Source organism: Sphingobacterium sp. GW821-FHT03E03 (assembly GCF_059420745.1).
Genome location: NZ_JBWKUH010000011.1, coordinates 125,340 through 139,967, shown reverse-complemented (window position 1 = coordinate 139,967; position 14,628 = coordinate 125,340). Strand labels below are relative to the sequence as shown.

The window sequence follows — 14,628 nt, the reverse complement described above, 5'->3', positions numbered from 1 at the left end:
AGATGTGATAACCAGGTCTAAATTAGAAGTAACAATTAAAAACCCCAATTAACCACAAACATGTAAATGTATGAATAACTTACCATTTGGCAAAAAGTGGTTCTTGATCCCTCAAGATCCGCGATTTTGCAAACCCCTACGTATTATGAAAATTAGTACATGTCTTTTATTTGCATTTGTGACAGGCGTACATGCGAAAGGTACGGCTCAGAAAGTCACTTTAAATATGAAAAATGCACGAATTGAAGAAGCGCTGTCTGCTATTTCCAAACAGTCTCACCTACGTGTGCTGTACAGTGAGAACTTGAACGCTAAAGCGCGGATTTCTGTCAATGTCAAGAATGCTTCTGTAGAAGAAGCACTAAATGCAGTATTAAAAAATAATAATATTGAATATAAGATCATTGCCAATACGATTTCTGTCAATAGCAACTCAAAAATTAGTAACAGCAGCTTTACAGAGATTCAGCAACAATCTGTCACAGGTACTATTAAAGATAAAAATGGGAAGGGGTTGAGTGGAGCTACAGTGACTGTAAAAGGAACATCAATTTCTACTCAAGCGGATGAAGCTGGTCATTTTAAAATTAACGCTTCATCTAATGCCACCTTGGTGATTCGGTATGTTGGTTTTGTGAGTACAGAAGTCGCCGTTGGAGGAAAAAAAGATATCAATATCACGCTGGAACCAGCAGATCGTACACTGGAGGAGGTGAATGTAGTTGCAACAGGATACCAAAATCTTGATCGGAAATTGTTTACTGGTGCCGCCTCTAGAATAGATGCGAAGGAAGCAGAACGTGCTGGAGTTCCAGACGTATCGCGTATGCTAGAGGGTCAAGCAGCGGGTGTTTCCGTTCAAAACGTATCGGGTACATTTGGTGCCGCACCCAAAATTAGGGTGCGTGGCGCGACATCGCTTACGGGAGATAACAAACCATTGTGGGTAATCGATGGCGTTATTTTGGACGAAGCTGTCAATATCTCAAACGAAGCTTTGTCAACAGGGGATGCAAATACCTTATTGGGCTCTTCCGTTGCCGGTTTAAATCCGGACGATATTGAATCCATTACAGTCTTGAAAGATGCGGCGGCTACGGCTTTGTATGGTGCAGCAGCCATGAACGGTGTTGTCGTAGTTAATACAAAGAAAGGAAAGAATACAGAAGGCCAAACTCATTTTAGCTATTCGGGTAATTATACCACTTATATCAAACCCAATTATAATCAATTTGATATCATGAACTCTGCCGAGCAGATGCAGTTGGTCATTGATATGGAAAATAAGGGTTACCTGAACCACTCTCAGGTATCAAGAGCCGGAACCGGTGGTGTGTTTACCAAAATGTACAATTTAATGTACGAATATGATCCAAAAACGGATTCGTTTAAACTTAGAAATGATGCACCTTCGCGTTATAATTTTTTGCAGCGCTATGCAAATGTAAATACAAACTGGTTTGATTTATTGTTTCAGAACAGTTTCGTGCATGACCATTCATTAAGTATGAGTACAGGAACACAGAAAGCACAGACCTATGCTTCGACCAGTTATATGAATGATCCGGGATACACTCTTGGTAACCAAGCTAAGCGTTTTACAGCTAATATTCGAAACAATTACAAAATCAATGATAAACTCAGCACAGAGCTTATTTTTCAGGGGAATATTCGGGATCAACGAACACCAGGTACCCTAAATCGTAACTCTGATGCGGTTTATGGTAGCTATTCCCGGGATTTCGATATCAATCCATACTCATATTCTTTAAATACCAGCCGTATTATTACCCCGTTTGATGAAAATGGCGATCGGGAATATTTTACACGGGATTATGCTCCATTCAATATCTTAAATGAGCTCGATAATAATTACATCAAACTCAAATTAATGGATATTAAAGTGCAAGGGGGGATTACTTATAAAATACTTCCTACACTAACCTACTCTGCTAATGGAATGTATCGGTATTATAATTCCGAAAGACAGCACATGATCACAGAGAACGCCAATCTTTCCAAAGCATATCGGGCAAATCAAGATCAAACGGTGAATGGCGGAAATCGTTTTTTATATGCTGACCCTGATTTTCCAAATACAGATAAGTATGTTATTCTTCCAAGTGGAGGTTTTTTCAATTTGGCAAATAATAATATGATCAGTTATTATATGCGTCATAATTTGGAATTCAATCAAAAATGGAATGACCATACAGTGAATTTGTTTGGAACATATGAACTCCAATATGCGGATAAACAGAGTCATGATTTTAATGGTCCGGGAATAGAGTATGGCAATGGCAATTTAGTTTTACCGGCATATCGGTATTATAAAAAACAAATTGAATCTGGCGGTACACCATTCGCGATGAATTATACCTATGATCGTAAACTGGCTTATGCGTTGAGAGGTGCTTATAACTATAAAGATAAGTATTCATTTAACTTCACTACCCGTTATGATGGATCGAATAAAATGGGTCGAACCAATGTTGCAAGATGGTTGCCGACCTGGAACTTATCGGCGGCATGGGATATTAATCAAGAGAATTTTTTTAATAAAGACAATAAAATTCTTTCGCGTGCCAGATTACGGGGAACCTATGGTTTAGTCGCCAATATGGGGAATGCATCTAATTCAACCGCTGTATTTTATAATGTCGCTACCTACAGGCCTTATGATGGAGAAAAAGAAGGTAAGATTAACATAAGTGGTTTGGAAAACTCTGAGTTGACCTGGGAGAAGATGTATGAGCTTAATGTTGGTGCCGATTTGGGTTTCTTAAATGATCGCATTGATCTGAATTTTGATTATTACAGACGTAATATATTTGATTTAATAGGGCCGATTCGTACCTCTGGGATTGGTGGACAATTTGAAAAATTAGCCAATTATGCGGATATGAAGGGACATGGTGTTGATATTCAAGTTGGGGGATACCCATTTAGAGATCCGGATGGCTTTACTTGGCGTACCCAGCTTACATTGGGCTTTAACAAAACGAAAATTACGAAATTGAATGTAACCCGTAATATTTGGGATTTGATTTCGGGTGAGGGTGGAGCAATGATTGGTATGCCGCATCGAGGTTTATATTCCTTGGATTTTGATAAATTGGCAGCTAATGGAGGATATCCCACCTATATTGGTACGGATGGTACGCCTGGTGAAACCTATTTTTGGTTTCAAGATAATCAGACGAACTTCCTGAAATATGAGGGACCAGTGGATCCTACGCTCGCTGGTGGTTACTACAACCGACTGGAATACAAAAATTTTAGCTTATCCTTTCTGCTTAAATTTGGTTTAGGTAATATGGTTCGTTTACAACCTAACTATTCACCAGCCTACCTGGATATGTACAATGTGTCAAGAGAGCTGATAAATCGCTTTATTTATCACGGCGATGAATACCTAACTGTGATCCCATCTACACTGGATGGATTAACAGCAGAATTTGATATTAAGAATGCAGTTGGTGATCGTACAGCATCTGTTTACTCCTACAATGCATATAACTATTCATCTGAACGGGTTGCAAAGGGTGATTATCTCCGTTTATCACAAATTTCTGTAGGTTATAATATTCCCAAATCTGTCGTCAATAAAATTAAATTTAGAACAGCACAAGTAAATCTTGTTGGTAATAATCTGTGGTTAATATACGCGGATAAAAAGCTAAATGGAGTTGATCCAGAATTTTATAGCAATGGTGGTGTAGCGCTACCAGTTCCGAAACAAGTGACCTTATCTGTGAAATTAGGATTCTAAAAGATTAAATTATGAAACTCATACACCTTAAATATTTATTTATTTCTTCTGCGCTGGTATTGAGCAGTTGCAGTAAATACCTGGATCAGCAACCAGATATGCGAGCGGAAATCAATACGGTTGATAAAGTCAAGCGACTGATCACATCGGCTTATCCGTTCGGTAATTACTTAGCGATGTCTGAAACATATTCGGATAATGTGGAAGATAAAGGCGTTGGTGGATTGTATCAACCGGTGCCTTCCCTGTATCGTTGGCAAGATATCAATAATAGCGATACTGATAGCCCCAATAGTTATTGGAACAATTGTTATGAAGCTATTGCCGCTGCCAATCATGCGCTAGCTGCGATAGAATCCAATAATTTTGGCGATGATATTTTAGCCTTCAAAGGCGAAGCATTAGTCGCGCGGGCTTATGCACATTTTATGTTGGTCAATTTCTTTGCGAAAGTATATGACTACAAGAAGCCTGAGAGCAATACATCACCAGGTATTCCTTATGTGACGGAACCAGAGACCGTAGTTATCAAAAAGTATGACCGCGGGACAGTGAAATCCGTTTATGAAAATATTCGGAAGGATCTGGAAGAAGGTTTAGCTCTTTTGGATGCAAATCCAGCAGAGTGGAATGTACCTAAATACCATTTTACACCCGCCGCTGCTCACGCGTTTGCAACAAGATTTTATTTGTTTACCGGTGAATGGCAAAAAGTGGTAGACAATGCTAACAAAATTTTCGCAGGGGGAAATTTCGCAGGAAAATTGATTCCATATAACTCCACTTTTAAAAAGATGACCTTTGAAGAAGTGCATAATGTTTTTTCCAAAGCAGATCAGCCCTATAGCTTATTGATCAATGAAACCTATAGTGGTTATCAGCGTTGGTGGGATAATCGTTATTCAATGGGTATCAATGTTTTCCAGAATATTTATAATGGCGAAACTGCAGCGGGAGCCAAGTTTTATAATTTCGGAGTATCCTATGGTGCCCCGCATTATACAACTTATATCTGGAAAGAATTCTGGTATGTGACAAATGCAACTGCAAATACGGGTTTTCCAATGCTTATGGTACCGGTCTTAATTACAGATGAAGCACTGATGAACCGAGCTGAGGCCTATTTGGAACTAGGGAATAATGCTGCTGGTATTGCCGATATGAATTTAATGGCAAGCAACAGAATTGATAATTACAACCCCGCAAATCATGCAGTGACAGTAGCAAAATCCAAGCAATTTTTTAACCTACAAAATGATAAGGAAGCGCTGATTCAGACGGTCTTACAATTTAAGCAAGTTGGCTTTATGTCAATGGGCTTGCGTTGGTTCGATATTATCCGTAAGGGTATAACGGTAAGACATCTCCTCATTGCAAATGATGAAACGGAGAGTTATATCGAATTAAAACCAGAGGATCCGCGACGCGTTTTCCAGATCCCGCAAGAAGCAAAATTGTCAGGTGTTGAACAAAACCCAAGGTAATTTATGAAAACGATTATAAAAGCAACCCTACTAGCTGTTTTACTGGCTGGTCTATACTCCTGTACGAAAGAGGAGAAACTTAATGTGAAAATTGAAAACTACGATACGTTTGTGCCCGGGAAAATTGACGAGTGGATCAAAACAAACTTAACTGATCCTTACAATATTGAGGTTGTCTATCGGTACCAGCGTAATATGCATGATATCAATAAGAATATAGCGCCGGCCAATGAGGATAAGGTAATTCCACAAATGGACGTGGTGATTAATGGATTTTTGGATGTTTATAAGAAAATTGGCGGCGTACCATTTATAAAGGCCTATACACCAAAACAATTTGCTTTGTTTGGGTCAGGTGATTATGATGTCGATGGGTCTGTGAAAGGAGGGACAGCAGATGGAGGAAGGCGTATCACCTTGTACGGAATAAATAATTTTGATGCTACAAATGCCAATTCAGTCAGCGGAAATCTTCAAGTTATCCACCATGAATTTACGCATATACTTAACCAGATGAGATTTATTCCTGGTGAGTTTGGGAAGGTTTGTGTAGGAGATTATTATTCAAACTGGACGGCGCAGGAGAATACCCAAGCAAAAGCGAGGTCATTGGGCTTTATTACTCCTTATTCGAGAAAAGCAATTGGTGAGGATTTTGCGGAAGTCCTGTCGCACTTGATTGTTGCGGGGCAATTATATTATGATGACTTTGCTTATAATAGTGGCAAGGATGCTTATCCAAAATTTAAACAGAAGGAGTCTATTGTACGCGATTACATGGTTCAGAATTTTAATATCGATGTAACGCAGTTGCAGATTGAATTTCAGCGTATCATGGCTGAAAAGTATCATTCTACACGATATGAAGCAGCAACAGCATTGGGAAATAATTATTTGGACTCTTTAGATTGGGATATTCGGAGTACTTGGGGCCTAGAAAATACGCTTTCTAATAAACAAAAGAATCTTTTTATGGCGATTTTGGACGAATTGGGAGGCTGGACTACGAAAACAATGGAATTCCAATTTGTTTCTGCGACAAAAGCGACATTAAGGATCGGTTTTGGCGATAATAGCGTCACCTATACTGCAGCTTATGATTTTGATATTAAAAGGAATGCGGACAATACATTTAATATTTCCAAGTCTGGGACACAAGGAACAGGTGCCATTTACGATAATGGAAATATAGGTTGGGTATTGAAAGATACACAACCCTTAATAGATTATTTAGGTAGTACGAGTTTTTCTGCAGAATGGAAAAAAGTTGATTTAACTGTTAATCCTAGTGATTATCTACAATATTTTATCTTGAAAGATACAAAGGATCCAAATGCAACATTGATGGGTAAAGTAAATTTGAGGAAGTATTAAATTATGAAAAAGATATTTTATTTAATGTTTTTGGTATTACTGGCTTTCAGTTGTAGTAAACCACGGGAAGTGGATCAAATATTTGGTGATCCAACTGAAAGGGTGGCAGATACTCTCGCTTATGTAAAGTCCACCCTAGTGAAAGCACCTTTTGGCTGGAAGGCTTATTTAAGCACGGAGTATTCGGGAGGTTATGGCTTTTATATGCAATTTCAGGAAAATGATAGATTAAAAATGGTCGCAGATTTAAATGAACAGAGTTCATCTGAGCTCAAAGAATCAACATACAGAATCAGGCAAATCATGTATGCGACATTATCATTTGATACCTATAATTATTTAACGATGTTGCAAGATCCAAATCCAGATGTGTTTGGAGGTCAGGCTGGCAAAGGGCTGGGAAGTGACGTTGAATTTGACTATATCCAGACTCATGGCGATACTTTATTTTTTGAAGGTAGGAAATTTAAAAAACCTCTTGTCTTGATAAAAGCAAAAGAATCTGAAGCAAAAGTGTATACGAGTAAAGGGTATGCACAAGCAATTGAAAAGATTAACAAATTCTTCGTTGAAAATTCAAATCCATATATTGAAGAAAACGGACAGAAATATCAAATTACAATTAATAATGATTCCAAGGAAGTTGGTGCGACTACCATTCTAGCAGGTAATAAAGTAGAGAGTTCGTCAGCTAAGTTTTATTATACCTTAGATGGCATTGGTTGTAATGCGGAGTCTCCACTTAAGGCGGGAAAAGTTAATATTGTAAAAATTGGATGGGATAATGATAAGCTAACTGCGTATGATGCAGATGGTAGAAAATTTGAAGTAAAAAATTCAGTTCAACCATTAATTCCGCTGCATTTGTTGATGGGAACAAAATATTCTAAATTATATTTACCGTTCAATATATTACTGCCTGGCAATTCTCCAAAAGGAACAGATATCTTAAATCGGTATTTCAAAGGATTGGGAAATGGTGCTACGGGTTATGTTTTTAATTGCGGTGATATCAGTTTGGCTTGGAATCTCGCGAATAAGAGGATTTCTTTCATTGGATTCGCCAGTCAAAATAACTGTGGCGGTGGTTGGTCAACAACAATTGTGTACGACTATACTATTGACGAAGCGACAGGTGTATTGAAGTTAACCAAGAGGTCAGCTGCTTCTGGAGGATACAGCGCCAAGATTATGGACCAGCTTGACGATTTTCTGCTCAATAGCAGCTTTAAACTGGAGTATGTAATTGATGGAAAAAATCTGTATGCAAAAATCATAGGTATAGATAGACCTGATGTTTCAATGACATTTACGTTGCAATAATACTTTCTGTAACTGCGTCCTGTGATAATAGTGAATAGTGTTATCACAGGACGTTTGTATTTAATACCGCAGCTCGATGGCGCTGAATGCATTCTATTCTGAGTTTTCCACATCGTGTTAATAACAATGTGGAAAAATTGCTTTTAAGCCCACCTGGATGACTCCGCCGCGAAAATGTTTCAAATTGCACTATGGCGGAATCGTTTTCTCCTCTGTCTGTTTCATTTCGACGCCTATCTAAGCGAAAAAGTGTCCAGTCTGTGCCATACAAATGGGCGACTTTTTCATTCTGAAGGGCAACTAACTCATTCTGACCTGAGAAAATGTTAAATTGCCGTCCGTTGAATTGATTCCGACACAGGGCTAAATCGTTCAGATACTCTGGGAAATGTTAATGTCCGAGCGCGAAATCGAGCTTTCGGACTGCAATCTTACACTTTACTTTGCTATGGACGTCATGGCGTCGAAGTGATTTCCTCTGAAGTGACAGCCATCTTGATCGCCAAGGTATGAAGGTCGCTTAACAAGGAATTTGCCTCCAATTAAATGTAGTGCAATTTTTCTATCGCCATAATCTTTTACCGCTCCATCGCCCTCATTCACCGACTTTTTCCGAAGGTTAGTCTAAATGTAATAAAATCGCATGCTGAGTTGTTTTACTTTTGAATCAGAAACTGAAGAAAATGTTGCAACAAAATCAATATTCCTGCGACAACTAGGAAAGAGACAATAAAAAACTAACACTATAAAGTAGAAACGATTATGAAACCATCATGATTTATTCAATAAATAAGAAATGAATAAATCTGATAGCTTCATCACAACTAAAAACAATTATAACGATGAAAACTTTAGTAAAGACATTTGTAGCAGCCGCTTTGATCGCAGTATCAACATGTACGATGGCTGCAGGTAACCCTGGTAAAACGTTGAACCTATCCACCGCAGACTTGGCTATTGATAGCTATCTATCGGTGATGACAGAAGGTGTGTCGGGGGGTGTTGAGCACCTATTCGCTTCCGATTTCAGCCAAAAGATTCAAGGCGAAACTGGGCGTACCAATACGCGTTCAGAGGTAATTTCTTTTTTGAAAAAACAAAAAGGTGAAAAACTGAACTGTAGTACTAATACGGAGGTTCTGGAGGAATCCGAAAATTATATGGTGGCACGCATCACGATGAAATTCGAAACATTTACAAAAACCGATCTAGTTACTTTAATAAATGAAGCCGGAAGCTGGAAGGTCGCGAGTTCAGTAAACTCATATAAATAGCAACTGTTTAATTAAATTCATATGTTTATTTTTAGCCACGTCGTGATGATGTGGCTTTTTTGTTATGGCAGATTGTTCGGTTCCGAAAAGGAGAAGGACGGTGATGAGTTATCAACAATGTTATTAACATCGTGTGGAAAACATAACCTAGGGTTTAATACATCGGAAGCGGGGATTGCTGTGGTAAATACAGGGAAAATGGAATCCCGGCATAAGGCGTGGAGTGCCTGTCCGGGGCGCATATCCCGCGCCAATCAGGTTGAATTGAGATAAAAAATAAGAAAGCCTCCACATGGGAGGTTTTCTTACTAAAATGTATTGTAAATTATTTTTTTAGACCTTCAGCACCTTGTATGATACCTTCAACCACCGTAGGGTCCTGCAAAGTAGATGTGTCACCTAAATTACTGATATCTCCCTCCGCAATCTTGCGTAGAATACGGCGCATGATCTTTCCGGAACGTGTCTTTGGAAGGTCATTGACAAACTGGATAATATCAGGTTTGGCAATAGGACCGATAATACGCGATACAGTCTCCATGATATCTTTCTTGGTCGCTTCTGCATCCGTGTGGTGATTGGCGATAACGTAAGCATAGATGCCTTGGCCTTTCACCGGATGTGGATAACCGACGATAGCAGATTCCACAACATCAGCATGCATATTAATAGCATTTTCTACTTCAGCAGTGCCAATGCGGTGACCAGATACATTCAACACATCGTCCACGCGACCTGTGATTTTGTAATATCCTTCTGGGCTACGGTAGCAACCATCACCGGTAAAGTACATGTCTTTATAGGTTGAGAAGTACGTTTGTCTACAACGATCGTGGTCTCCCCAGGTCGTACGTAGCATACCTGGCCAAGGGAATTTGATACATAGATTTCCGGTGACATCATTGCCCTCAATTTCTTTTCCATTCTCGTCCATCAACGCTGGTTGTACACCAGGCATTGGGAACATCGCATAACTTGCTTTTTCTGGCGTAACACCGGCTAAAGAGGTGATCAGGTGACCACCATTCTCCGTTTGCCAATAAGTATCAACGACAGGACAGTTCTTTTTACCGACCTTTTCATTAAACCAGTTCCAGGCTTCTTCGTTGATAGGTTCGCCCACTGAGCCCAGTACACGCAGTGACGAAAGGTCGTTTTTATCTACAAACTGATCTCCAAAAGCCATTAAAGAACGTAATGCTGTAGGGGACGTGTAAATGATATTGACTTTATACTTGTCAACAATATCCCAATAACGGCTCGCATCTGGGAATGTTGGGATACCTTCAAACATCAATGACGTTGCACCTTGGGATAATGGTCCATAAACAATATAGCTATGGCCAGTAATCCAACCAATGTCAGCTGTACAGAAAAATACATCATTTGGTTGATACTGGAAGGTATTCATAAACGTATATCCCGTATAGACCATATAACCACCACAGGTATGTACAACTCCTTTTGGCTTACCTGTAGATCCAGAAGTGTAAAGGATAAATAGCGTATCCTCTGCATCCATTTCTTCAGCCGGGCAAGCCGGATTGCCTTGAGTCTCTACCTTCTTGATCTCATCTTCCCACCATACATCACGGCCTTTGATCATGGATACCGGTGTGCGTGTACGTGTCAATACAATGACTTTCTCTACAGTATCACATTGCATCAATGCATCATCAACAATATTTTTAAGTCCAATGGTTTTATTACCACGGTAGCTACCATCGGAAGTAACGATCAATTTGCATTCCGCGTCCTCAATACGATCCGCGATCGAACGCGCGGAGAATCCACCAAAGACAACCGAGTGGATAGCACCTATACGCGCACAGGCCAATACCGCAATCACTAGTTCAGGTACCATCGGTAAATAAATACAGACCCGGTCGCCCTTTTTGATGTTGTTGTTCTTTAATACATTGGCAAATTGCTCGACCTTCTGTAACAATTGTTTATAAGAAAGGATGCGGTGTGCTTCATTCGGGTCATTTGGTTCCCAAATAATCGCAGGTTTATCCCCATTCGCATAAATATGACGGTCCAGGCAGTTTTCTGTAATATTTAATTTTGCACCTTCAAACCATTTGATATTAGGTTCCTCAAAATTCCAGTTTAGCACTTTGTTCCATTTTCTCTTCCAGAAAAAATGATCCGCTATGCTCGCCCAAAACTCCTCAGGTTGTTCTACACTTCGCTTATATTCACTTTGATATTCTTCAAATGATTTTATTTGTAGGCTCATTGTTATAGGATTATTATGAATTATTTTAATTTATAAAGTTATCGTTGCGAAATTGTTTTTAATAGCTCAATTTCGGTGTACAATTTAGCGGTTTTTGCCCATTTTATCAACAATTTGATGTTTAATATAATGTTAAACTACTTTTATCTATCAAGATTGTTATATTGCAGCAAGATTAAACACAGATGTTGTTTCTAAGAAAGATATTCTATATCAGCATTTATACGAATATTTTGATTGCATTGGCTGCTATGGCTCAATGTGCATTGACCTATATCATATTTGAACGGCCGATCAATTGGTCAATTGTCTTAGTTGAGGGGACAGCAACATTATTGCTTTATAATTTTAGCTTATGGTGGTCTAAACCCCAAAATCCAAAAGAATCAAAATTTGCCCGTACTCGCTGGATATTTAACCACGAGTGGGTGATGTGGCTGAATAATGTCATCGCATTGGTTGTTCTTGGTTGCTGTTTGCTAGACATCCATCTTTATTCGTTCTTATTTTTAGGTTTTATTGGAATATTGAGCTTATTGTACGGGATGCCGCTGTTCACTTTTCACGATCGCAAAGTTGGGCTTCGGCAAATTCCTGGGGCGAAGATCTTCCATATCGCCTTGGTTTGGGTATGCAGTAGTGTGGTACTTCCTTATGTTGAATTGCTCAATACGGGTGACAGGACAGACTCTTGGGTACTTGTTGCACTTTGTGTGCTGAAATTTATATTTTTGATTATTTGCACTTTGCCTTTTGATATTCGGGATATTCAACAGGATTCCTACTATCATTTGCGGACATTGCCCAATATGTTAGGGGAACAGAAAGCGAAAAGACTTACCTATACTTTATTGGTGTTACATAGTCTCTTAATCCTTATTGCTCCATATCTGATGGAAATCAAGATTGGGTTGATCCTGACCAATCTTGTGATATTTGCTCTTTTGAAACTAGCGGTCTTCAAGACCAAGGAGCATTATCACTATGCTTACTTACTAGATGGAAGTCTGGTACTCCAATTTTTGATCGTAGTGTTGTTTAATATTTAAACCCCATCCTGTTGTCCTAAAAATGCGATAATCTTATCTGCAGCAACTTCTGATAATTTGTAATAGCTTTCAAACGTCCAGCCCGCTACATGGGGAGATAAAATGACATTATCCCTACTGATAAGGTCGGGATACCAGGTTTGTTCAGCAAGTTTGGGGAATTTTTCGACAGGAAGCACATCAAAGGCCGCTCCGAGAATATTACCCTTATTAAGACTGTTTAATACAGCCGGAACTTGTACAATCCCACCTCTGGCACCCAATAGGAAAAAGATAGGTTTGTTAAACTTCGATAAATAGGCATCATCAATCATTCCCTTTGTTTCGGCGGTCAATGGAATATGGAAACTAATAACATCGGCTTGCTCATAGATATTTTCCATGCTTGCTTCTTCTGCATACTCGTCAGTATAATTCGTACGATATTTGTCGTAAGCGAGTACCTTCACGTCAAAGCCAGAAAGCTTTTTGGCCATTGCCATGCCATTGTGTCCATAACCTATCAAGCCAACAGTACGACCTTTAAGTTCATAGCCTCGGTTGGCTTCGCGTAACCATTGACCACCTCTCACTTGTTGATCACTGCGGTTGAGATTATTCATCAGACTCAATAACATTCCGATCATATGTTCGCCCACCGCATCCCGGTTACCTTCGTTTGCGGGAATTAATGTAATCTGTCGCTGTGCGGCAATTTCATCATCGATATTATCCATTCCGGCTCCTGCCCGGGCGATGAAACACAAGCTAGGAGCCAGGTCAAAGAACGGCTTATCTACCTGAAATTTGGACCGAATGACCATGCCTGAGTAGTTGGCAATGATTTTTTCCGTTTCTTGGCGGTCAATGTCAGGTTGGTAGTCATAGGGAATCCCCGCCTGTTCAAATTTCTCCAACATAATTTCGTGGATGTCGTCTACAATCAAAATATTAGCTTTCATGATTACGGTTGATTTGCATAAAGTCTACTGACAGTAACTTGTTTAACTGTTGTTGCTTGAGTCTATTCGGCATGATTTTCATGATGAAATTGCGCATACCGATCAGAAATGGGGTCTCCCATTGAGCGATCTTCCCGATCTGCCAAGAAGTATTCGTAATATAGTTGACGCGCTCCATTCGACGTATTTCAAATCGAGAGAAGGCATGTTGAATGGATGAGGCTGTTTTGAGTTCGTCCAGCAGCACAGCAACATCTTCTATTGCTTGACAGGCTCCCTGTCCTAAATTGGGGGTAGTGGCGTGACCAGCATCTCCAAGCAAAAGGATATTGTCAAAAGCAAGCTGTTGTAATGGGGCGATATCTATAATGTCATTCCAGATCAGTTCGGCATCCTTAGTCTCCGATAGAATCGTTGGAATAGGATCGTGGTACTCCTTGAAGTTGTTCAATAATTCTGCCGTAGTCCAGTTTTTTAGCGTCGGATTTTGCTGTATGCTATTGATACAGGCGTACCAATACACGCGATTACCAACAAGGGGTGTCATTCCAAATCTACCTTTTGCACCCCAGGTTTCAGTACTTTTTTTGAGCTGGATACTGCTATTATCTATTGTTGCCCGCCAGCAGGTGTAACCCGAATAACGGGGGCTTGAGGCCGGTATCAGTTGTTGACGTAATAGTGAATGTACGCCATCGGCAATAAGTAATGCAGCTCCTACAGCTTGGCTTCCGTCGGTAAAATGAACACAAACTTGTTCTCCTAACCTTTCGAAGGAAGTCGCACGTTTGCCAAGATGAACCTGGTTATCGGGGATTTTTGACAAAAGAAACTGGTGTAGGTCTGCCCGGTGTATCGCAAAATTGTCCTGATTGTATTTTTTGCTGATGGATTTGGTATTCGGTTCGACCAAAATATTTCCTTTTTGGTCCAAAACATTATAGGAGCCCAGATAATGTCCAATTTGACTGATTTCATCTTTTAAACCTAGGTGATCTAGGGCCTGCATCGCATTGGCGGCGAGCCCAAAACCTGCACCTATACCTTTAAGTTCAGCTACACTTTCATAAACATGGGCTTTAAGACCCAATTTTTGAAGGCCTATCGCGGCACATAATCCAGCGATCCCACCGCCAACAATAATAAAAGTGTTATCTGCAAAATTCATA

10 protein-coding genes are annotated in these 14,628 nt (G+C 39.6%); 7 read left to right on the top strand and 3 right to left on the bottom strand.

Annotation, left to right across the window (positions count from 1 at the left end):
- Positions 1-145: 145 nt before the first annotated feature.
- The 6 genes from AC07UV_RS14205 to AC07UV_RS14180 all read left to right on the top strand — a co-directional run bounded on the left by AC07UV_RS14205 (position 146) and on the right by AC07UV_RS14180 (position 9,500).
- Positions 146-3,772, top strand: coding sequence for a SusC/RagA family TonB-linked outer membrane protein (locus AC07UV_RS14205; protein ID WP_495184227.1), 3,627 nt, complete (start codon positions 146-148; stop codon positions 3,770-3,772).
- 11 nt (positions 3,773-3,783) lie between these two features.
- The gene (locus AC07UV_RS14200; RefSeq protein WP_495184226.1) at positions 3,784-5,256 is read left to right on the top strand and encodes a RagB/SusD family nutrient uptake outer membrane protein; all 1,473 of its coding nucleotides are present in this window, start codon (positions 3,784-3,786) and stop codon (positions 5,254-5,256) included.
- A gap of 3 nt (positions 5,257-5,259) precedes the next feature.
- On the top strand, positions 5,260-6,630 hold the full coding sequence (locus tag AC07UV_RS14195) for a substrate import-associated zinc metallohydrolase lipoprotein (protein ID WP_495184225.1): 1,371 nt from the start codon (positions 5,260-5,262) through the stop codon (positions 6,628-6,630).
- A gap of 3 nt (positions 6,631-6,633) precedes the next feature.
- Entirely contained in the window at positions 6,634-7,953 is a 1,320-nt protein-coding gene (locus AC07UV_RS14190; RefSeq protein ID WP_282252181.1) for a DUF4302 domain-containing protein, read from the top strand.
- Positions 7,954-8,795: 842 nt separating this feature from the next.
- Positions 8,796-9,227: a nuclear transport factor 2 family protein gene (locus AC07UV_RS14185; RefSeq protein WP_282252182.1), complete on the top strand. Its 432-nt coding sequence runs from the start codon at positions 8,796-8,798 to the stop codon at positions 9,225-9,227.
- A 45-nt stretch (positions 9,228-9,272) separates the two neighbouring features.
- The gene (locus AC07UV_RS14180) at positions 9,273-9,500 is read left to right on the top strand and encodes a hypothetical protein (protein ID WP_495184224.1); all 228 of its coding nucleotides are present in this window, start codon (positions 9,273-9,275) and stop codon (positions 9,498-9,500) included.
- Between the two features lie 52 nt (positions 9,501-9,552).
- On the opposite strand, the gene acs is transcribed toward AC07UV_RS14180, so the two are convergent.
- The gene (gene acs / locus AC07UV_RS14175) at positions 9,553-11,469 is read right to left on the bottom strand and encodes an acetate--CoA ligase (RefSeq protein ID WP_282252184.1); all 1,917 of its coding nucleotides are present in this window, start codon (positions 11,467-11,469) and stop codon (positions 9,553-9,555) included.
- Between the two features lie 185 nt (positions 11,470-11,654).
- On the opposite strand from acs, the gene AC07UV_RS14170 reads away from it, so the two are divergent.
- Positions 11,655-12,518: a UbiA prenyltransferase family protein gene (locus AC07UV_RS14170; RefSeq protein ID WP_495184223.1), complete on the top strand. Its 864-nt coding sequence runs from the start codon at positions 11,655-11,657 to the stop codon at positions 12,516-12,518.
- Here AC07UV_RS14170 and AC07UV_RS14165 read toward each other — a convergent pair.
- Both AC07UV_RS14165 and AC07UV_RS14160 read right to left on the bottom strand, forming a co-directional pair.
- Positions 12,515-13,459, bottom strand: a complete 945-nt coding sequence (locus AC07UV_RS14165; protein ID WP_495184222.1) for an NAD(P)-dependent oxidoreductase — start codon at positions 13,457-13,459, stop codon at positions 12,515-12,517. The two genes, AC07UV_RS14170 and AC07UV_RS14165, sit on opposite strands and share 4 nt — an antisense overlap.
- Entirely contained in the window at positions 13,449-14,627 is a 1,179-nt protein-coding gene (locus tag AC07UV_RS14160; protein ID WP_495184221.1) for an FAD-dependent monooxygenase, read from the bottom strand. The genes AC07UV_RS14165 and AC07UV_RS14160 overlap by 11 nt, the downstream gene beginning before the upstream one ends.
- Between the last annotated feature and the right edge of the window lies 1 nt (position 14,628).